The following is a 20,645-nucleotide window of genomic DNA, read 5'->3' on the forward strand; positions in this document are numbered from 1 at the left end:
TGTCTTCATCGCCGTGGACCACGCCACCGCCGAGTGCGTCGGCATCCACGCGGCCAAGGTGGGAAACCGCTTCGAGGCCCTCGAGCCCATCCGCCAGGGCGTCAAGGCTCGCTTCGGCGCGTACGGCTGAGATGTGGCCACGGGGCTGTCCATCCGCCACGACAACGGCAGCCAGTTCACCTCGGAGGCCTTCCAGAACGAGCTGCGCTTCCTGGGCGCCGCGTCCAGCCCGTCCTTCGTCCGCAGCCCCGAGGGCAACGGCTGCGCCGAGCGATTCATCCGCACCCTCAAAGAGCAGCTGCTCTGGGTGCACTCCTTCTCCACCGTGGAGGAACTGCGGCAGGCCCTGCTGGACTGGGCTCACCGCTACAACGAGCACTGGCTGCTGGAGCGTCACCACTTCCTCTCGCCGAGTCAGGCCCGGCGGGAGCTGATGCTGAAACAGGCGGCCTGATTACGACCAACCTGGTGTCTCAACAATCCGGTGCGGTACACCCGCTGTCTCACGAACTCATTCTGCCGCAGTCCGCTCGCCTCGAACTCTTCCACCAACTGCTTTCAGTCATCCGGAGCTGGTCGTCGCATGCCAGAGTGAACCGGCGGGACCACTCCAGTTCAGGACGCCGGCCGTCGGTTGGTTACAGACAACCTGCGCTGTGGCGTAGCGCGCCCAACAGCGCTCGTCCCCACCTGGGGAAGTCAGCGGTGCTTCAGAATGTGTATCGGGCATTGAGGCGAAGCTGTCGGGGTGCCTGATATTCCAGGGGGGTGCCACGCTCGAGGCCCTCGCCCCTCCGCGTCACCGTCTGGGAATCCAGGAGGTTGAAGGCATCGAGTTCCAGGGTCGCGATCGCGCTGGAGTCAATGCGGCAGTGGACAGCGGCGCGCGCATCGAGCGTGTGCAGCCTGGGTGTCCGCGCGTGTGTTTGTTCCAGCCGCGTCCCCGATGCGACGAGATAGGAGAGACTGAGGGCGCCCCACACACTTGGAGTGAGCCGCAGGTGTCGAGTGCCTCCGAGCTTGAAGACATGCGGTCTGTCGACGGCCACGATGCTCGCGTCCACCGTGCTGAGCACAGGCTGCGTGAAGTCCCCGCGCAGTCGGGACCATGTGTAGTTGAACTTGGCCGTCCATTGGGTGGAGAAGACTTGGTCCACCTCCACGACCACCACATCCTGGGTTCGCTTCCCCGCGGAAACGCCCGACGCGAGCCCGCGTCCCGGATTGACGAGCCGTCGCCCCCCCCGCTCAGCGTCGTCCACGAACCCCAGTCCCGTGTCCAGCCGGCGATTCGCATAGGTCACGCGCAGGTAGGCGCCGAACACCGGATTGATGATGACGCCGACGAGCGCCTCCGTTGTGGAGGGCGGCGCCAGGCCCGGGTCCACCGTCACGTCTTGGACAACGCCTTCGGAGACTTCCGGCAGCAGCAAGCCCAGCGGCACGTGCCCACGATGCGCTCCATAATGGGCGACGACCCGCAGACTGCGCTCTCGGATTGCGTCCCACGTCACGCCCAGGCGAGGAGAGAGGTGCTGACTGCTGGCGCTTGGAGCGCTGCTCGTGGAGGAGAGGCGCTGTGTGTCGTAGCGAAGGCCCAGGTCGAATACGAGCCAAGAGACAGGAAACCAGTTGTCCTGGAGGTATCCCCCCGCGAGCACACGGCGGGTCTGGAACCTCCATTCGGCGTCCTGTCCCATTCGCGAGGCGTCGTGAAAAAGGACATCCACGTCCGCGCTCGCCTTCAGCAGATGGCGGCCCAGGAGACGCGTCGAGTAGAATGTGGTGACGATTGCCTGATAGCGATTCGTCGAGTGGTCTCCCTGGACGCAGCCGTCGAGCGTCCCCACAAGAGGAATGTCGCAGGTGTTTTCCCCCTCCGCCACGCTCGGGCCTCCGTCCCGAGGAAGTCGCGTGAGTCGCTGGCCCATCCACCGCATCCGGACATCGAGCCGGAAATTCCTGCGTCGGCTCTGGGCGTTGTAGTCGAGATCCACCATCAGGGTGTCTCGTTCCACGCCCCGGGCCTCCCCATTGGCATCTGCCCACGTCGAGTTGGAGGGGGCCGTCACCAAGGCGAGGTCCAGTTGGTGGTTGTTGTTGATGCGATACGTCAGCTTGCCCAGCGCCTGGAGCTCGCGGCGATCCGCGAACGTGGTGCGCGAGGTGCTTCCTGAGTCGAAGGTCTGCTCCCTGCGGCTGAGCGCGGGCACCACACCCACGGAGAACCAGAGCCGGTCCGGTATGATGGGCCCCGAGGAGGTCACTCCGAAATCCCCCTGATGGGCGAGTGCGGCCTGCTGCATGGAGCGTGGGGTGTCGCTCGGCTGGGAAGGCTGGCGGCTCCCCACCAGTCCCGAAGCCCAGGACGCAAAGGCCTTTCCTCGGAACACGTTGTCTCCCGTCAGGGTTCTCGACTCGATGATGCTCCCCGTGGCGCGACCTCGCTCGGCCTGGGTACCTTGGGTCAGCGCATAGGCACCCTCGAGCAACGCCGTGTTCAGTGACAGCGCGTCGAGGCCGAACACGCCATCACGGGTGGACAGGCCATCCAGGACATATTCACTCTCGAAGGGGCTGGTTCCGAGGAGCGCGACGCCCTGGCGTGTGCTTGTCAGCTCGGGCACCAATCCGATGAGGCCATTCGCCGTTCGCATGGCCGCGAGCGGCCCCAGGAGGTGCTGCTCCGGAAAGTCGCTCACGAACTCGACCATGAGGTGGTGAGACGGGCCGGACTCGGCATTATTGAGATACGGGGGCTCCCAGCCGAAGAAGGGACGCGGGGTGTCGTCGTAGACGAGTTGGGTGGTGATGCGGAGAGCCCGTCCCTTCAGGGGAACGACCACGATCCACGCACGGGAGCGGTACAGCTCGTGGTCGAACCTCAGGGTATAGGTGCCCGGAGGCAGGGGGCCAAGATGATAGGCACCCTGGGCGTCCGTCGTGGTCACCTGCTCGGCATGAGGCGAAGCGGAGGTCGCCGTCACCACGGTGTCGGCGAGGGGCTCTTGGGTCTCGGCATCCAGGACCGTGCCGAAGAGGGTCTGGGCCTCTTGCGCCGAGGCCACGGAGGTCAGCAGTACGGTCGCCAGGATGCTCCACCCCCCGATGCGGTGAGACATGGATGAACTCCTCATGTCGTCCGACATAGAAGGAATCAGGGGGCGGATTCATCATGGAAGGCGCATGAAGCCCGCATGAGTCCCTGGCGGGGATGGGCGCTGGGGGCGGATGAGCACGCAGCCTGATTCCGTGTTGTCCTGGGTGTGTCTCGGGTGGGTTGGTTTCCAGGCACGCTCGGCGCGACGACAGCGCCTGGGGCGCCTCCACAGCGAGGTGAAGCGCCGCATCCGGGGTGTCGGAGCCTTCCCCGACCGCGCCAGCCGTCAAGGCTCGTGTGCCTACCCGGAATTCGGTCGCCGCATCACGAGCGCGTCAAGAGCGCACTGCGTCACGATGGAGCGCGAGGCGCGCGCGAATCTGTCGAGTTCCCATACCGTCAAGGCTGGGGGCAAATCCCCTCCGCCAGGGACCTGCGGGCAACTCGGCCCGGCGCGAGTCCGATGCCCGGTGGCCAACCACAGCTTCAGGTCCATGCGAAGCGACCCTTCGTTGCGACTGTCATCGCGGCCGTGGCGGCTGTGCTCGCGGGCGTGGCGGAGGGGGTTCGTGCTTTGGGGGGCCACGCCTCACCTCGAGGCGCTTCGCGCGCCCATGCTCCCGCATGACCTCGGGTGGGTGAACTACGGGTCCTCCGACACCACGAGAGCCATCAGGTTCCCAGCCCCCTCGCGGGATGTGGGCCTGCTCACTCGGTCGCGGCGCACGGCCTCGAGGGTGGGTCGTATCGCTCACCGATGCGCCGCTCGACCTCGACGACGCGGCGCACCTGGACGCACTCCCGCGGGCCGATGAGCGCTTCCCTGAGATCGGCGGGCACACAGCGCTTTGACGCTGGTTCGTGGTGACTACTGCAGGGCCTGCGCGTCACCGCCCTCTGGGGAGAGCAGCCTCTCCATGGGGAGGTCCACTCCCTCTCGCGCCAAGTACGTGATGGTGACGACCTTGTTGTCGGTCGAATCCCCACCGCGCACCGTCACGAACGCCGCGTTCCACACCTGCCGCTCCGGAGCCATGAAGGCCGTGCGCACGAAGTTGAAGGACTGCTCGTTGTCCCCATGTTCCGTCTCGATGCGGCACAGGCTGGCCCGACACTCGATGGACCTGAGCTGCGAGGGGTCTGGCAGCGCGGCCCTCACGCCGTCCTTCGCTTGCCGCTCGGCGCTCCGCGCCCACGCGGTGTCGAAAGGCTCGTCTCCGAAGTAGGCCTCGAGGCGCTGTCTCACCTGCTCCGTGGAGGCGGACGAAGGGGCGGGCGTCCCCCCAGCCTTGGGTGTCGCGGCGGCGAGCGCGGGTGTCGCGGCAACGGGCTCGGGTGCCACGGGCGAGGGGACGGGGACCTCGACGCGCGCTTCACGGAGACGGACGGGCGGCGTGGGCTCGGGCGCGGAGGCCGGCCCCTGCCTCTCGGGCGCGAGCGGCTCCGCCATGGAGGCGCGTCGAAGGAGCTCGTCCCTGTCATGCCGCTGCTGGAAGAACAGCACGGTGGCGCACACGCAGGCGAAGGCGCCTCCCGTCAAGAGATGCCGGGGCTTCATGGTCATGACCTCGGTGGAGGGAGCCGCCGCTACCCGAAAGCCGGGGAGCGGCGGCTCGACGGGACTACTGGTACCAGTAGACGCTGTTCACGCGTGCGCCCGGGTTGAGGTCGCACGCGAGGTTCAGGGTGCCGCCGGAAGGCACGTACACCGGGCCGAGCGCGACGCTCACGTTGGCGCCGAAGCTCGGGAGGTAGGTGACGGGCACCGACCACATCTGCGTCGCATCACTGCTGAGCGCGAAGAACCGGCAGCCGACGTTGTTGGCGGAGGTCGCGCCATAGGCATTGTAGGTGACCCGGTAGTTACCGGAACCGTCGACCTGGAGCGGGTAGAACAGCCCGACCGTCCTGGAGCAGTTGTTCGTCTGCGTGGTCCACGACTCGCCCAGGCAGGCGCCATCCGCTTGGAGCTGGGGCTTGCCGTGCCACCCGGAGACGGTGCGGGCGCTGGCGGTCCCCGCCACGCTGCCGAGCACCACCGCTGAAGCAATGAGGATCCTCTTGTAATGGGCCATCGGTTCGACTCCTTGGAGTGAAGGTGCTTCGAGGCGTGTGAGCGTGTTTGCCGGAGCCGGCCCCTCGGCTCGGCGGCATGAGCGTGGAGGTGTGGAGTCGGTGCCTCGGTCGTGAAGGCCTCTCCATACGTCCTCGTCGGATGCATGGCTTTGCAGCTCACATGCCGCGCCAGTCGCCGCGCTCCTCGGACGCATCTGCCTCGGAGCGCACCTGCCCGAGGCCCAGGAAGGCACGCCACGGACACAGCGCCGCGCGGTGCCAGGCACACCGTTTCGCTGTGTCGGATGGCCGGGGGCCGGGTGTCTGGGTAGACCATCATGGGCTACCATGACGGGATGGGGGGGAAGCCATGGACGATGACCGGGACGTCACTCCGGAGGTGGCACAGCTCACCGTAGGGGCCAGCCTCGTGCCGGACGGCTCGCCCGGAGCGGGGTCGGGCCAGCTCCACGGCAACTCTTCCGTGGGGCACTACACGTTGCTGGAGCTGCTCGGCCACGGCGGCATGGGAGAGGTCCACAGGGCCTGGGACAGGCGGCTGAGCCGCACCGTCGCGCTGAAGTTCGTGAGAGGCGCGGACCCGGACCGGGTGATGCGCTTCCTGCAAGAGGCCCGGATGCAGGCGCGAATCGACCATCCGAACGTGTGCGCGGTGTACGAGGTCGGTCATGCGGAGGGCCGGGACTACATCGCGATGCAGCTCATCGAGGGCCAGCGGCTCGACCAGGCCGCGGCAGGGCTGTCGCTCCCGGAGAGGGTCCAACTGATGCGAGAGGTCGCCTCCGCGATGCACGAGGCGCATCGGCTCGGCGTCATCCACCGCGACCTCAAGCCGGGCAACATCCTGGTGCGACGGCAGGAGGACGGACGCTGCGCCCCGGTGGTGATGGACTTCGGTCTGGCGCACGACCCCGGCCTCGAGCAGGGCCTCACCTGGTCGGGCGCTGTGATGGGCACCCCCGCGTACATGTCACCGGAGCAGGCCCGAGGGGAGACGCGGGCCGTCGACCGGCGCTCGGACGTCTATTGCCTGGGCGCCACCCTCCACGAGCTGCTGACCGGCGCGCCTCCGTTCTCGGACAAGACGGTCGTCGGCACCCTCAACAAGGTGCTCCACGAAGAGGCGCCGCCCGTGCGCACGCTCGTGCCCCACCTGCCCGGCGACCTGGAGGTCATCGTCCTCAAGTGCCTGAGCAAGGACCCCGGGCAGCGCTACCCTTCGGCGCGAGCCCTGGCCGAGGACCTGGGGCGCTACATCGACGGAGAGCCCATCCTCGGGCAGCGACCGGGGCCGCTCTCCCGGCTATGGCGCCGCGCGCGCAGGCACCGGACCCTGGTGGCGGGCTCCGCCGTGTCACTCTCGCTCATCCTGGTGCTCTCGGTCCTGGGCATCACGTCCAGGTGGGACGCGCGACAAGCTCGACTGCAATCAGAGGGGCGTGCGCGGATGGCCGAGCAGCTTGGCCAGCAGGTGAAGGACCTCGAGTGGTTCCTGCGATTCGCGTCCACGACCCCCCTGCATGACACCCGTCGAGAGCAGCAGCTCGTGCGTGAGCGCATGGCGCGCATCGCCGCCTGGCGGCACACGCTGGGGGCACCGGGAGATGCGCTCGTCCAGTACGCGCTGGGACGTGGCCATCTGGCGATGCAAGAGCTGGAACAGGCGCAGACCGCGCTGACGCGCGCGAGGAAGCTGGGGCTGGACTCGCCAGAGCTCCATCATGCGCTGGGAAGGGTCCTCGGCGAGCGCTACCACCAGGAGATGGAAGCGGCGCGGCACGGGGGCGACCCGGCGTGGGTCGCGGCGCGGCAGCGCGCCATCGAAGAACAGTACCTCCGGCCAGCGCTCCAGTCGCTCGAACGCAGCCAGGTGCTGGAGCTGGAGTCCCCCCAATATCTGGAGGGATTGATTGCCTTCTATCGCCACGACTACGACGCGGCGGCTCGGGCGGCGGCCCTCGCCGAGACCCAGGCGCCGTGGCTGTACGAGGCCCGGAAGCTCGCGGGCGACGTGGCCCACGCGCGAGCGATGGAGCAGTTGGAGCGGGGCAACTACGACGCGGCCCGCTCGGGCCTCCACGAGGCCCGCCGCCTCCATGAGCGCGCCGTGGAGCTGGGACGCAGTGACGCCCGGAGCTACGAGGCGCTGGCGGAGGTGGGGTTGCAGGAGGCGGAGTTGGACCGGCGCGAGGGGCAGTCTTCCGGAGCTTCGCTGGAGAGGGCGCTGTCCGCCGCGGAGCAGGGTCTCCAGGCCGCGCCGTCTCGCGGGGCTGGCTACACCCGGAAGGCCTTCATCCTCCTCAATCGGTACCGCGCCGCGAACCCGGGCGGTGAAGAGGTGGACCCGAAACGACTCCTCACCGACTGCATCGCGACCGCGTCGCGCGCGGTGGAGTTGTCTCCCCTGGACGTCCAGGCACACGACATCCTGGGCGTCGGCTATTTCTTCCTGGGGCTCCATGCGTCCTGGGAGGGAGGAGACCCCGAGCCGTCCTGGCGCGAGGCCATCTCCCGGCTGGGTCGGGCCCTCGAACTCCAACCCCAATACCCCTGGGGACTCAACGACCTGTCGCTGGTGCATCGTTGGCGAGGGAATCGCCAGCGCGAGCGCGGCGAGGACCCATCCACCTCCTATGCCGAGGCGGAACGCCTCCTGCGTCTGGCCGTGAGGTACGACCCGAAATACGTGTTCGGGTACTCGAACCTGGCGGAGCTGTACAACGCGATGGCGGCTCAGCGGCTCGCGCGGGGGATTGATCCGGAGCCGGAGGTGCGAAAGGCCATCGCGGCGGGTGAGGCAGTGCTCGCCATCAACGGCAACTACCACGCCGCGCTGAACAAGCTGGGGCTCTCGGAGCTGCTTCGCGTGGAGTACCTCGTCGCCTCGGCGGCGGATGCACGGGCTCCGTTGGCGCGTGCCGCTCGCTGGTTCGAGCGCTCGCTCGGCATCAATCCGACCTTCGCGCGGACCCACTTCTTCCTCGCGACGGGGCACTTGTTCGCGGCGACCCAGGCCGTGGTGGAAGGTCGCGCCCCCGATGTCGCGCTCGAGGCGGGCCGACATGCCCTGCGGGACGCGACGCTAGGGGATGCGAGCTGCGCCGACTGTCAGGTCCTGAGCGCGCGGCTGGCGCTCGTGGAGGCCACCTGGGTACGTCGCAACGGCGGCTCCGGACTCCGACTCCTCCAGCTCGCGCGCGCCGAAGCGAGGAGAGCGGTGGAGATACAGCCCTACAACGAATCCCACCAGGAGCTGGCGAGGGCCTGCCTGCGTCTGGCGGAAGCCGTGTCTCCCCGCGAGGCCCCTGGCTTCATCTCCGAGGGCCTCGCGCAAGTGGACCGGGCGCTCACGCTGGACCCGAAGCTGGCTTCGGCTCATGCCGTCCGTGGAGGGTTGCTGTTGCTCCAGGCACGGCTGGCGCGCGCGGAGGCGGCGCGCGCCGAGCATCTGCGTCAGGCCCGCGAGTCGCTGGTGAAGGCCCTCGTCTTCAATCCACTGCTGCGGCGGGAGTACGCGGAGGCGCTCCGCGAGGCGGGGCTCAGTCCGGCGCCGGGGTGAACGTGCCCGTGGCGAGTTTTCCCGTCGGTGTCCATCTGGGCGGCCTGGCGCAAGGCGGCACACCGCGCATGCCGGTGGGCAGGGCGATGTCGGGGACCCGGCGGTTCTCGGGGTTGAGGCAGACCGCGCCTTGGGGACTCCAGAGGGCCTCCAGCGTCCGAAGCTCTTCGACCTGGCCGTTCGCGTTCCTCCCCAGTCCGAACTGGTCGCGCTTGTTGATGCGCGTGCCATTCCGGGTGTAGCTCTTGAGGTCTCCGCGGCCGACGAAGTACGCGGCGCGCTTGGCCTGCAGGCACGAGCCGAAGAGATGGCTGCGGAGCGGGTCGTAGACGCCTGTGTCGGGGTTCCAGGGGACGTAGCCCCAGTCGAGGCAGGTGACGATCGCCCCCGACCCACAGCCGATGGTGGTCCACGTCGGGACGGACTCGACGGCTGCGTTCACGCTGTTGATGCGCAGCCTTGGCAGGAAGGAAGTTGCGTCCCTGTCGGAGGCGATGACGCCCTTCAGGTCGCAGTGAGGCCTCCAAGGCCCCGTGACCTCCCGGTAGCGGACGTCATAGCCGCGGACCCGGGTCGAAGCCCCGAGGCGGGGCGTCACCGTCACCTCGAAGGTCGCCGCTCTTTCGGGCCCGCCGTCATCGGCTGGGAGCGAAACCCGGAGTCTCAGCAGGTGGAGGTTCTCCTCTCGAAGTTGAAGAACCTGGGTCGCGGTGTCGATGCAGTCGCTGGACATGGGACAGTAGTTCACGGTGAACCGGGTGCCCTCCGCCTGGATGCTGTGAATCCTGACGGCGCCGCCTGTGCCGGATGTCTGGGGATCCATTAGCACTCCCGTCACGGGGTATCCGCCGAGCAGGTCCCCGGGCGTGCTGGGGACTCGGCCCATCAAGCGGACATAGGGGCGCGGTTCGCTGGGCGAGGCCGGGATGTTCGCGAAGGCTTCGGGACAGAAGCGTGGTCTCCCATCCACCTGGAGGAAGCAGTAGGTGCCGCCCTCGACGACGAAGATGCCCAGCCCGTTCGTCTCCGGAGGTTGGCAGCTGGGTTGCCCGGTCGGACATTCCCATGGCGACAGGGGTATGGCTTCCGGGCGGCAGTCCTGGACGGGCAGGCTCTCGTTGAGGTCGGGCTCTCCCGGGGGAGTGGGCCTCGCGCAGGACTTGCTCCCGGGGAACAATACACAGCACCCGCTGACCCCCATGGCCAGGAACAGCATCACCACGTACCGGAGCCTTGCGCTCACTCGCCAGCCGCGTCCGGGAGGGCGGAGGCACTGCTTCGTTGTCTTTGCCAGTTCATTCATCGTGGGGCGTGTATTAGCGAACGTCGTGCCAGAGCGGGCTGCGTGAACAGGGTTCCCCGCGCCGCGAGGAGTCTCGATGACTTGCGAAGCGACGCGGGCCCGCAGTGGTGGGGCGAGGGTCGCTGGCACAGGAAGAGGCACCGCCTGACGTGTGCCCGTGGCACAAGCGTATGATGGCAACCATGGAAAGGGAACTGGAACGGTCGACGGTGCGCTCCAGCAGGGATGTCGCTGGCGCTCATGCGAGCGATGCGGCTCGTGTCCCAGGGCTGCTGCGCCTCTTCGGAGGAGGCCGGGCAATGGCCGTGGCGATGCCCTCGAGTGGGGAGGTCCTGGAGTTGGGGCGAGGCGCCACCGCGCTGGGAGAGGTCCAGGACGCGAAGATGTCGCGGCGTCATGCCCAGGTCCGCTTCGATGGGCGGAGCTTCTGGGTCACCGACCTGGGCAGTCAGAATGGCACGTTCGTGGATGGTGAGGCTTTCCCCAAGGGGACGGTCCATGAGGCGAGGCGTGTGGTGCGCATGGGGGACTCGCTCTTCGTTCCCTGCCAGGACCTACGGCCGTTCCAAGCCGAGGGGGTCCGACTCGTGGAGGGGTTCGTGCGGGGGCCGGCGATGCAAGGTCTGCTCGCGGAAGTCTCCCGGGCGGCCAGTCTTGGCTTTTCGCTGCACATCCATGGGGAGAGCGGTACTGGCAAGGAAGGCGTGGCGCGCACCTTCCACTTCCACTCTCACCGGCGAAGTGGCCCTTTCATCGCCGTCAACTGCGCGGCCATTCCCCTGAGCATCGCGGAGCGGCTGCTGTTCGGCGCTCGGCGGGGAGCGTACTCAGGGGCCGACGTGGACGCCCCGGGTTACCTCCAGTCCGCGGATGGAGGCACCTTGTTCCTCGACGAGGTCGTGGAACTGGACCTGTCGGTCCAGGCCAAGCTCCTGCGGGTACTCGAGAGCAAGGAGGTGCTCCCGTTGGGGGCTTGGAAGGCACAGCCGATAGACTTGCGAGTCTGCTGCGCCAGCAACAAGGACCTGCGCGCCCTGGTGGCCAACGGGCAGTTGCGCGAGGACCTGTACTTCCGCATCGGCCGACCGGAGGTCACGCTGCCGCCATTGCGCCAGCGCCCCGAGGAGATTCCCCTGCTGCTCGAGCAGGAACTCCAGCGGATCTCGCCCGGGATGGGCCTGCACGTCTCGCTGGTCGAGGAGTGTCTGCGGAGGCCCTGGCCCGGTAACGTCCGCGAGTTGCTGGTCGAGCTGCGCGGCGCGGTACAAGCCGCGCTCATGCAAGGCGCGTCTCGTGTCGAGGCACGTCATCTCGGTCCTGGCGCCGGAGCGAGCTTCGGGCCGGCCTTGTCACGGGCTCCCGAAGCGCAGCGAGAACCTCCTCGGCAGCGGGCGCCATCGAAGGCGAAGCCCCTGCCTCCCGACGAGCGTGCCCGCATCGAGCAGGCCCTGCTCCAGAACGGAGGCAACGTGACCGCCACGGCGCGAGCGCTCGGCATCCATCGCACGCAGCTCCGGAGGCTGCTCGAGCGCCACGCACTCACCCCTCCCGATGCGGACGAACAGGAGTGAGGCAGGGAGACGGCCGCCCACCTCGAAGGCGCCATGGACGGAGGGTGGAGTTGCCCCCGTCAAATCGGACATGGTCAGTGGGGTGAATTCGCAAGCCGGAACTCGCGCGGGGAGCGCATCTTCAGGGCCTTGCAGGGGTGCACGGCGTTGTAGTCGTCGAACCAGCGGGAAGGCCATCTGGACGCCAGCAGGCCCCGTTCGGCTCGGCCCCTCTCCGAACCTCACCCCGGCCGTGCAGGAGATGAAGCGCATCGGCTGAACCCTCTCACGCGACATCTACCTTGACGCTCACCGCGGCCCTCATGACTCGGTACACCCACTTGGCGTTCACCCGCGGCTGCCCCTCGGAGACGAGCTGCCGGTTCACCAGGGCCGTGACGCGCCGGTAGCCGTAGCTGGCCCTCTCGTCGGTGACGGCGCGAATCCTCGCCAGCAAGGCCTCGTCGGTGCGCTTGAAGTAGGGGCCACGCGGCTTCTTGGGAGCCTCTGGGCCACTGGACTGCACCCGGAGCACGAGGTTGCTCCAGGAGACGTCCAGGGCCTCGGCCACCGCCTTCACCGGGTACCTGCCTTGGACGGCAAGCCGGGCAGCGACATCCGTTTTTTGGGGCGGGCTATCTCCAACGCCTCCTTCAGAATCTCGTTCTCCAGCGTCTTCTTGCCCAACAGGCGCTCCAACTCCCTCACCTGGGCCTGCAGCCGCTTCACCTCGGACTCCGGCACTACCGCCTCGTCTGCACCCAGGCTGGACATAGACCCTTCCTCCGCCAGTCGCCTCCAGTGGAACAACATGCTCGGCGACAGTCCATAGCGACGGGCCACCGAGGAGATGCTCTGTCCGACACTCTCCGCCTCGGCCAGGAACCGGCGCTTCTCCTCGGCGCTGAACCGTCGACGGCGACCGGGGCGGGCTGGGGAGATGACCTCTACTTCGAATGTCTTCGTGTCCATTCGGAGGCTGGTCCTATGCGGTAGGGACCTGTCCGTTCGAAATGAGGGCTACACCAGCCAGTTTGGGAGGAACGGCCTCAGCCCACCACAGACACGCCCTCTCCGGCAACGCACTTGAGTTCTGGGTGTGCGGCAACCCTAAACTCCGACCGCCAGCATGAACTACCTTTGAAGCCAGGCAATCTCTTGATGTAATGCACCATTACGGGGAGCCTCGCACGCACTCTCGCGTGCAAGCAGGGGTTCGCGCGCCGTGAACGGGGGCCACGTAGAGGTATCGACGCGGCAACTGTCTGTCCTCCGCGAGCCATAAATGGAGTGTGTTCGAATGAAGCACTTGCCGATTTTACTCTCATGCATGCTGTCTCTTCCCTGCCTAGCGGATACCACCATCAGCGGCCCCATTCGCGTGTTGCCTTTGCAGGCGGAGACCTATCAGGTCAACTGGGGTCTCTGGGGAGATGATGCCGAGCGCAACGCCACGGTCACTTGGACCGTTCAAAACGGCCTCCTTTTCTCATATGACAAACACTCAGCCACGGTGCATTGGTATGACCCTTCGGGCCCCCAGAGCCTTCAAGGGAGCATCGACGTCTCCGAGGACTATTATTGGCAGACGGCCTCCCTCAATGTGGAAGTGGTTGGCGCGAGTTCGTCAGAGTTCTGCGAAGGAGTGCTTGGGCCTGCGGCAATCGCGGTGGATTTTGGAAGTGGAGACAATCCTGGAGCACCCCTTCCTGCAGGCGCCACCACCTATACATACAACCCGAACTGCGCGATCTCCCCCAGCCAGTACACGCGCAGGAGCCACTCGATAGACTGCCGTGCTCCCTGGCACAGCATCGTAGAGGACCACACCCCGGGTGACAGGAATGGGTATTTCCTTATGGTGGACGCAGACAGCCAGCCAGGTGAACTCTACCGAACGACAGTCAATGGACTCACACCTGCATTCAAGTACGAGTTCTCCGTTTGGGTAGGCAACCTGGACAGGAACTCGCTTTACGAGCCTCCGCGAGTCCGTTTCGAGATCCGTCATGTCGCCTCGGGGTTCATGGCTACGAGCGGGGACATCATCATCCCGCCGTCCGCCTCATTCCAGTGGCAGAAGATCGGCTTCATGTTCGAGCTCCCACCCGGCGTCACCTCGGCCGACGTCGTGATGGTGAATCGCAACCAGAACGACCTAGGGAACGATTTGGTTCTCGACGACATCTCCTTCGCGCCGTGCTACCCACCCATCATCGCCTCGTTCCAGAATGGAGTGGTAGTAGACCGAAAGCACTCTTGCAATAGCGGCGCGGCCGACCTGCATGCGTGGTGGCCCTCTACGATTCCGTTCACCAGGCCCGCCTATCAGTGGCAACGCCTGAATAGGGACGATGGCTGGCTCAACATCCCAGGAGCTACGGCGCTTCACTCCTCCTACACCGAGCCTTCACCTGGCATCTATCAGTACCGGCTCATGAGCTACGAGACCTCGAACCCAGCGCAGTCCGTCGTGTCGAACCCACTCACCCACTTCGTGCAGCGCCTCACTGTGACACCGCGCGCGTTCAACGTCTACGCATGCAACGGTGGAGTCGCCTCGGACACCCTCCCGGCGTTCTTCCAGTTGGAGTATTCGGACCCCTCCGTTCCCAAATCGTACAGCGCCCAGTGGTCACCCACGACGTATCTCTCAGATCCGAACTCGATAAGCCCCTCTATCGTACTGCCCTCGGCGGGCCCTTCTCCAGCGCCTAACGGCCCTCCTGCTCCGCCGAACAACTACACTTACACGGTGACAATAGCCGACACCGTATCCACATGTTCAGGGTCAGCGCCCTATACCGTGGCCCAACACAACCCTCGGAAGGTTGCCGTCCCTAATGCGTTCACTCCGGACGGAGATCAACTGAATGACCTCTTCCGACCGTTGAATCTGCAGGACTACCCTGGGTCGCGCTTCTTTATCTACAATCGGTGGGGTCAGCTCATTTTTGAGTCCAATGGGCCCGCGCTGTTGAACTACTCCTGGAATGGGAAGTTCCACGACATCGACCAAGCGGCAGGGACGTATGTCTGGAGAGTCGAGATAAGTGCATGCCCCGGCAATATCATCAATAGCTCAACAGGCGACAACAGCCCATCCGGCACAGTGAATCTCATCCGATAAAAGAACAGTGACTGCCTCTGATTGATGCCGTCAACGAGGCATGGCTGCGACGTGCAGGACGGCGAGATAGCAGGTCGCCGTCCTGTCGTAGCGGGTTGCGACGGCGCGAAAGCGCTTGAGTTCGTGGAAGCAGCACTCACTCCGATAGCAGAGTTGATAGAGGGCGTGGTCCAACGGCAACCTCCGCTTGCGGCTGAGGTTGGAATGGATGACCGTGTGCCTACCCAAAATTCGGTCGCCGCATCGTTAGAGAGTCAAGGCCACCATGGCTAGTGCGTCAAGGCGAGTGAGCGAGGCGCGCGAGAAAGCGTCGTCAGCTCGATCTGGCTGCCGAGGCGACGTCTTCCCTGATGCGGGCGGAGTCCATCCTCGCAGGGAGACGCTGCGGAGGGGATTGCTCCACCGGCGAGATAGTCGGCCCTCTCTGCTATTCGACCAGAGGGCGTGAAATACACCCAGCAGGGTGGCGTCGTCTATGTCTCGACAGAGGTGGTGGCGGACACGCGGCGGCTGCGCGCGCGACACTGGACGGGGATTTCTCCGGAGGCGCAGGCGCGCATCTTCGAGCCCAACCTGCAGGTGGAGACGCTGGAGCACGAGTCCACGCCGGGAGTGGGGCTGGGGCTGATGCTGATGCGCGAGCGGGAAACGGTCCTGTGCGGCAAGGTGTCGATGAGCACACAGCCAGGGAAGGACAGCGGGTTCACCGTCGAGCTGCCTTCCTGGGCATGGTGGGGGCGAGATCAGTCGCCCGGCAACGACGACAGCAGGTCCTTGATGCCATCGAGGATGCTCCGCGCGCTGAGCTCTCTGTCGACCCGCTCCCCGACACTATCGGGGGCGCTGTCGAAGCCGAGGACGTTCTCCGGGCCCTCGAGGCAGATATAGCCCTCGACGACCAGGTCGGTTCCGATGAAGACCTGCACGCCATGGGCCCTCTTCGAGGACGAAGGCTGCGTGAGGTCGTGCGGCCAGAGGCGCCTGCGGAGCTCCCAGGCGAGGACGGGAGGGTGGACGGCCGCATTCCCTCGCTGGGCGACCGGGGTCATGATGACCGAGTCGGTGCGGGCATCGCCCTCGGCCTTCTCGAGTTCGCCATTCGCATGCACCCGGAGCCACAGTCCCGGCCGCTTCTGCAGCCGCAGCAGGAGCGGACTGCCTCCGCGTGAGCGCTTGGGAATGCCTGGCACCGCCAGGTCAGGTTCCAGGTCCACACCGCCGAGGTCGTGGACGATCAGGTCGCCCTTCGAGGTACCCACCGCGACGAAGCGGTCATTCGGAGACACGCTCAGGCAGGAGATGTCCGACGGGCGCACCTGACAGGGCAGCCCCCCGAGCACCCGCCCGCTACGACTCGAAACGAGTATCACACCCTCCGGGCCGCTGGCCGCGAGCCAGCGCGTGCTCCGGGCCATCGCCAGTACCGGTTCATAACCGTGGCCATACCCCAGGATTTCCGAACTCCAGCCCCCCCCGCCGGTCTCGTGGTCCCACCTGTAGAGGCGCGGCCGAACCGGTTCGTCATCCCGGTTGAGGAGTGACTTCACGCCCACCACGCGAGGCCCGGTCGGCAGCACGAAGCCCGGCCCGATGGCGATGTCCCGCTCTCCCTTGAACCGCGAGAGTTCCTGTCCTGTCCGCGCATCGAGCACCACGAGGTCCCACTCGAAGAAGCACCACAGCTTCGTCCCGTCCTCGGAGAGCGACAGGCCACGGGTGGGCTCGAAGGTGTGGATGTCCTTCAGGAGCGGCTTCGGAGTCGAGCCCGGCGTCCACGACCAGACCACGTCGCCATTGGCGGCATGGCCCGCCCAGTACACGACGCCGTCCGGAGAGACCACCAGCGCCGTGGGATACGCCGTCAGAGGTGCGCTCGCCAGCATCCTGCCAGAGTCCAGGGTGTACACCCGGGCGACATTGTCCTCGAATATCGCGGCCAGCAGGTCTCCAGTCGGGAACAGCCGGACCTTGTCGAGCCCCTCGGCGACCGTGAGCGTCGACACGGTCCGCGCGGCCGCGACGTCCCATACGCGGACCGTGGAGTCGGCCGCCGCCGCCGAGACGAGCCGGGACGAGTCCGCGAGCCAGTCCGCGGCGAGGATGGGCGTGGAGTGACCCTCGAGCTTCGTGCTCGGCCTGTGAAGGTGCCTGTCCTGCTTCACGGTGCGCCTGCCTTCATCCTCACCTCCCGCTGGGGGGCAGCCACCGACACGCTCACCGGGGTGGGGGCGGCCGGTGCTCACCAGGAGATCGAACGCGCGGGGCTCGACGCTGTCCAGGGTGAAGTGACCTGCCCTGCGGTTTCCGGGACACGCGTTTTGCGGACTGAGCCTCGCTCAAAGACTCTTCGCACCCGGCATCGAGGGCGCGCTGACGAGATGTCAGTTCTCGCGGGCGCTGCGGACCAACTGAGTGGAGGGAAGCTCCGCAAGCAGGCGGTCGATGCAGGTACGTACCGCCGCCGTCAACGACCGATGGGCGCGGTAGAGCAGATAGACACCGGCTGCCTCCCCTTCCCAGCCGTCCAGGACTCGAGCCATGTGCCTCTTGTCCACATCCTGGGCGCACAGCGACTCGGGGAGCATCGCGATGCCGACACCCGCGAGCACCGCACGATAGGCAGCGGAGAACTCGCGCACGTAGAGGCGCGGCGAGAAGGTGAAACGTCGCTTCGTGCGACCTTGGGCGAGCGTCCAAGTCGCGTGGCCGTCCGTGGCGCGCATCGCGATGCAGTCGTGAACGGCGAGTTCATCGACTCCGCGCGGCGTGCCGTGCTCCTTCAGGTAACGCGGGCTCGCGAACAGCAACTTCCTGGTCATTGGGCGGACCTCGCGCGCAACGAAGTCGTCGGTGTCCTTCGATTTCTCCGTCAGGATCGCGATGTCGAAGCCGCTGTCGGGGTCCGGGCGACGTTCGTCGAGCTCCAGGTCGACCGACACCCCCGGGTGCTTGGCGAGGTACAGGTAGACGACGTTGGCGACGGCGGGTCCGAAGGAGATCGGCGCGGCGATTCGAACGCGGCCGCGAGGTTCATCCTGGAGCTCGAGTACCCGCCCGGTGCCTTGCGCGAGTTCGTCCATCGCGCGTTCGGCATGGTCGAAGTACTTACGCCCCGCATCCGTCAGGCGAAGCGTCCTCGTCGTGCGCTCGAGGAGCCGCAGACCGAGCGCCGACTCGAGCCGGGCGATGCGGCGGCTCACCGTCGAGACGGGAACCCCGCGCTCCCGAGCAGCGGCAGAGAAGCTCCGCCGTTGCACCACACGCACGAGCAGAGCGATGTCGTTGAGGTCCACGTCTATTTTTGCATGCATGACAAGAGTCCGTTGCCCAGCAGCATACTAGTGCGTGCTCGTCTCGTCCGGTATCTCGTTGCGCATGACCTGGTCGACCGAACAGACGCGCTGGCTCATGAAGGTGCTTCAACCCGAACGAACCGTGGCCTCGCTTCCCGGGGCCGCGGCGCTCACCGAGCCGATGCGTGCGGCCCTGCTCGGCCTCGCTCCGGACGCCTACTCCGCCGAGCTCGGGCGCCTGCAGACAGGCGCGAAGGAGGCCGCGCGCGAGCTGCTCGCGGATCCCGCGGTGGGCGCGATGGTGGACCGCCTACCCTTGCGGCCCGGGGCGAGGGTCCTCGCGTTCGGCGATAGCCACACCTCCGATCCGCAGTCGTGGGCGGTGATCCTGAACGAGCTGTTGGCCGCGCGCCGTCCCGCGGATGGAATCTCGATCGACGTCAGCGCCGTCGCCGGTGACACGACAACACACGGCCTGATTCGAATCGGCGGGGCCATCGCGAGGAATCCAGACTGGATCTTGTTCTTCATCGGCGTGAACGACGCTCGAACACAAGGCCCGACGCCGAGCAAGACGCTCGTCGCTCCCGAAGAGACGGCACGCAACCTCGCGGAGCTCCGCAAGCGCGTCGCCCGGGAGACGAAGGCGCAGTGTCTGTGGGTAACACCTCCCCCGGTGCTCGAAGATCGCGTGTCGAAGCATGGGGGGTTGTCCCGCTTCGGGGTTCGCTTCCTCAACGAGGACATCGCCCGCGTCGCCGAGGTCATTGCCGCCTTCGACGAGCCCACGATCGAACTGTTCGCGAGGCTCGGCCTGCCACCCCCGCAGGAGCTGTTCCTGGAGGACGGGCTTCACTTCACGCAAGAGGGGCAGAAGAGAATCGCGCTCGAAGTCGTGCGCGGCTGGGCCGACGTGAGGGCGCGATGAAGTATCTGGTCACGGGCGCGACCGGCACCATCGGCTCGGAGGTAACCCGGTGCCTCCTTGCACGGGGTGAACGCCCGTGCGTGTTCGTGCGCGACGCGAAGAAGGCGCGAGCGCTTTTCGGGAATCGTGTCGAAGTCCGGGTCGGAGATCTGTCCGGCTCGCGCGCCTCTCTCTCCGCTGCCCTCGCCGGAATCGATGCAGTGTTTCTCCTGACCCGCGGTTCCAAACTCGGTGTCCTGGATCGCGCGTTCGCGCTCGCCGCCAGGGCTGCCGGGGTGACGCACCTGGTCAAGCGCTCGACGCTGGACGTGAGCACGGGCGTGGGGACCGGCCCGTGGCATGCGCGCGGCGAGACCGCCGTTCGAGAGAGCGGCCTCTCGTTCACGTTCATCCGGTCGGCGGCGTTCATGTCGAACGCGCTCGGCTGGGCCGATTCGATCGCCACCGAAGGCGTGCTCCGTTCCTCCACGGGCGAGGGGAAGATCGCCTTCATCCATCCGGACGACCTCGCCGAGGTGGTCACCATCGCCCTGACGACGCGCGAGTTCGTCGGGGAGTCTTTGGTGATGACGGGGCCGGAGGCGCTGAGCTACGGCGAGATGGCCACACGAATCGGCGCCACCCTCGGAAAGACGGTTCGCTTCGAGCCGATCTCCGATGAGGAGGCCCAGGCGAGCGTCGGCAAAGGCCCGTACGCCGCGGCGCTCGTCGATATCTGGCGCGCGATCCGCGAAGGGCGGATGGCGCTCGTCAACGAAGGAGTGGAGCGCGTCCTCGGACGAAGGCCGCGCTCCTTCGACAACTGGGTCACGCAGCACGCCGACGCGTTTCGCTGAGCGATGAGCTTCGGTAGGAGCCCTGTACCTACCCAGAGTTCGAGGGCCGCGTCATGCGCGCGTCAAAGCCTCGACACGACGCGCCAGGCCCAGGGGAGACCGCGCACGGGCTTGGTCCACCCACGCCCTCAGCGCCGACAACGTCGAGTATCGAGCCCACCTCGGCGACACGTGCTGCGACGGCCTGCCGTTCGTTCCATCGCCAGGAGTGTATGGCCTAGACTCGCCACATGGGACTCTTGACCTTCAGCCTCAACGTCACCCTGGACGGCTGCGTCGACCACCAGGAGGGCATCGCCGACGACGAGACACACGCCTTCTTCACCCGCCTCATGGACGAGGGCGGGGCGATGCTGTGGGGCCGCGTCACCTACGAGATGATGGAGAGCTACTGGCCGGCGGTCGCCCGCGGCGACGAGGAGGCCCCGCCGGCGCTGCGCGAGTGGGCGGTCAAGCTGGAGGCCAAGCCGAAGTACGTGGTGTCGTCGACGCGAAAGGACTTCCCGTGGACCAACAGCCACCACATCACCGGCGACCTGCGCACGGGTGTGCAGAAGCTCAAGGACGCGACCCCGGCCGGCGTGCTCCTCGGTAGCGGCAAGCTCGCAACCGAGCTGGACCGGCTGGATCTCATCGACGAGTACAAGTTCCTCGTCCACCCCAGGATCACCGGCCACGGCCCCACCCTGTACCAGAGCGGTCTGCCCAGCACGCGACGGCTCGAGCTGGTCTCAGCGAAGCCGCTCCGCTGCGGCGCGGTCGCCATGCACTACCGGCGCGCGCGCTGAAGACGCCCGGCCCCACCCCGCCGAATCCTCCCGGCCCACGCACTCCGGCTCACCCAACGCATCAGCGTGAGGGGGTCTGTTT

General features: G+C 66.8%; 14 protein-coding genes and 3 pseudogenes. 9 read left to right on the forward strand and 8 right to left on the reverse strand.

Annotated elements, in window-relative coordinates; all coding sequences use genetic code 11:
* Positions 1–454: pseudogene (locus LZ198_RS40890) on the forward strand (transposase); the annotation flags it as partial.
* A 256-nt stretch (positions 455–710) separates the two neighbouring features.
* Here the strand turns inward: LZ198_RS40890 and LZ198_RS40895 are convergent.
* Complete coding sequence (locus LZ198_RS40895) at positions 711–3,122, reverse strand: TonB-dependent receptor (protein WP_253977608.1); 2,412 nt, start codon at positions 3,120–3,122, stop codon at positions 711–713.
* A 441-nt stretch (positions 3,123–3,563) separates the two neighbouring features.
* Between LZ198_RS40895 and LZ198_RS43770 the strand changes: the two are divergent.
* A pseudogene (locus LZ198_RS43770) lies at positions 3,564–3,952 on the forward strand (DUF5953 family protein).
* A gap of 16 nt (positions 3,953–3,968) precedes the next feature.
* Here the strand turns inward: LZ198_RS43770 and LZ198_RS40905 are convergent.
* On the reverse strand, positions 3,969–4,658 hold the full coding sequence (locus LZ198_RS40905) for a hypothetical protein (RefSeq protein WP_253977609.1): 690 nt from the start codon (positions 4,656–4,658) through the stop codon (positions 3,969–3,971).
* Between the two features lie 64 nt (positions 4,659–4,722).
* Positions 4,723–5,175, reverse strand: a complete 453-nt coding sequence (locus LZ198_RS40910; RefSeq protein ID WP_253977610.1) for a hypothetical protein — start codon at positions 5,173–5,175, stop codon at positions 4,723–4,725.
* Between the two features lie 350 nt (positions 5,176–5,525).
* Here LZ198_RS40910 and LZ198_RS40915 point away from each other — a divergent pair, with 350 nt between their 5' ends.
* On the forward strand, positions 5,526–8,735 hold the full coding sequence (locus LZ198_RS40915; protein ID WP_253977611.1) for a serine/threonine-protein kinase: 3,210 nt from the start codon (positions 5,526–5,528) through the stop codon (positions 8,733–8,735).
* Here LZ198_RS40915 and LZ198_RS40920 read toward each other — a convergent pair.
* A complete protein-coding gene (locus LZ198_RS40920) occupies positions 8,716–9,573 on the reverse strand; it encodes an ADYC domain-containing protein (RefSeq protein ID WP_253977612.1) in 858 nt (285 codons plus the stop codon). The genes LZ198_RS40915 and LZ198_RS40920 overlap by 20 nt on opposite strands.
* 764 nt (positions 9,574–10,337) lie before the next feature.
* Between LZ198_RS40920 and LZ198_RS40925 the strand changes: the two genes are divergently transcribed.
* Positions 10,338–11,609, forward strand: coding sequence for a sigma 54-interacting transcriptional regulator (locus tag LZ198_RS40925; RefSeq protein ID WP_253977613.1), 1,272 nt, complete (start codon positions 10,338–10,340; stop codon positions 11,607–11,609).
* Between the two features lie 265 nt (positions 11,610–11,874).
* Here LZ198_RS40925 and LZ198_RS43575 read toward each other — a convergent pair whose 3' ends face one another.
* Together LZ198_RS43575 and LZ198_RS40935 are read right to left on the reverse strand one after the other, a co-directional pair.
* On the reverse strand, positions 11,875–12,168 hold the full coding sequence (locus LZ198_RS43575; protein WP_253977614.1) for an IS3 family transposase: 294 nt from the start codon (positions 12,166–12,168) through the stop codon (positions 11,875–11,877).
* Positions 12,165–12,560, reverse strand: a complete 396-nt coding sequence (locus LZ198_RS40935; protein WP_253977615.1) for a transposase — start codon at positions 12,558–12,560, stop codon at positions 12,165–12,167. The genes LZ198_RS43575 and LZ198_RS40935 overlap by 4 nt, the downstream gene beginning before the upstream one ends.
* 328 nt (positions 12,561–12,888) lie before the next feature.
* Here LZ198_RS40935 and LZ198_RS40940 point away from each other — a divergent pair, with 328 nt between their 5' ends.
* On the forward strand, positions 12,889–14,718 hold the full coding sequence (locus LZ198_RS40940) for a gliding motility-associated C-terminal domain-containing protein (protein WP_253977616.1): 1,830 nt from the start codon (positions 12,889–12,891) through the stop codon (positions 14,716–14,718).
* 444 nt (positions 14,719–15,162) lie between these two features.
* Positions 15,163–15,426 (forward strand): annotated as a pseudogene (locus LZ198_RS43775) (ATP-binding protein); the annotation flags it as partial.
* A 35-nt stretch (positions 15,427–15,461) separates the two neighbouring features.
* On the opposite strand, the gene LZ198_RS40945 reads toward LZ198_RS43775, so the two are convergent.
* Both LZ198_RS40945 and LZ198_RS40950 read right to left on the reverse strand, forming a co-directional pair.
* On the reverse strand, positions 15,462–16,880 hold the full coding sequence (locus tag LZ198_RS40945; protein WP_253977617.1) for a WD40 repeat domain-containing protein: 1,419 nt from the start codon (positions 16,878–16,880) through the stop codon (positions 15,462–15,464).
* A gap of 219 nt (positions 16,881–17,099) precedes the next feature.
* Positions 17,100–18,011: a LysR family transcriptional regulator gene (locus LZ198_RS40950; RefSeq protein ID WP_253977618.1), complete on the reverse strand. Its 912-nt coding sequence runs from the start codon at positions 18,009–18,011 to the stop codon at positions 17,100–17,102.
* Positions 18,012–18,063: 52 nt separating this feature from the next.
* Here LZ198_RS40950 and LZ198_RS40955 point away from each other — a divergent pair, with 52 nt between their 5' ends.
* The 3 genes from LZ198_RS40955 (at position 18,064) to LZ198_RS40965 (ending at position 20,563) form a co-directional block, all read left to right on the forward strand.
* Positions 18,064–18,939, forward strand: a complete 876-nt coding sequence (locus LZ198_RS40955) for an SGNH/GDSL hydrolase family protein (RefSeq protein ID WP_253977619.1) — start codon at positions 18,064–18,066, stop codon at positions 18,937–18,939.
* Positions 18,936–19,775, forward strand: coding sequence for an NAD(P)H-binding protein (locus LZ198_RS40960; RefSeq protein ID WP_253977620.1), 840 nt, complete (start codon positions 18,936–18,938; stop codon positions 19,773–19,775). Before LZ198_RS40955 ends, LZ198_RS40960 begins: the two co-directional genes overlap by 4 nt.
* Before the next feature lie 230 nt (positions 19,776–20,005).
* The gene (locus tag LZ198_RS40965; RefSeq protein ID WP_253977621.1) at positions 20,006–20,563 is read left to right on the forward strand and encodes a dihydrofolate reductase family protein; all 558 of its coding nucleotides are present in this window, start codon (positions 20,006–20,008) and stop codon (positions 20,561–20,563) included.
* The last annotated feature ends 82 nt before the right edge of the window (positions 20,564–20,645 follow it).

The sequence above is a fragment of the Myxococcus dinghuensis genome, assembly GCF_024198235.1.
In the GTDB taxonomy this organism is placed as follows: domain Bacteria; phylum Myxococcota; class Myxococcia; order Myxococcales; family Myxococcaceae; genus Myxococcus; species Myxococcus dinghuensis.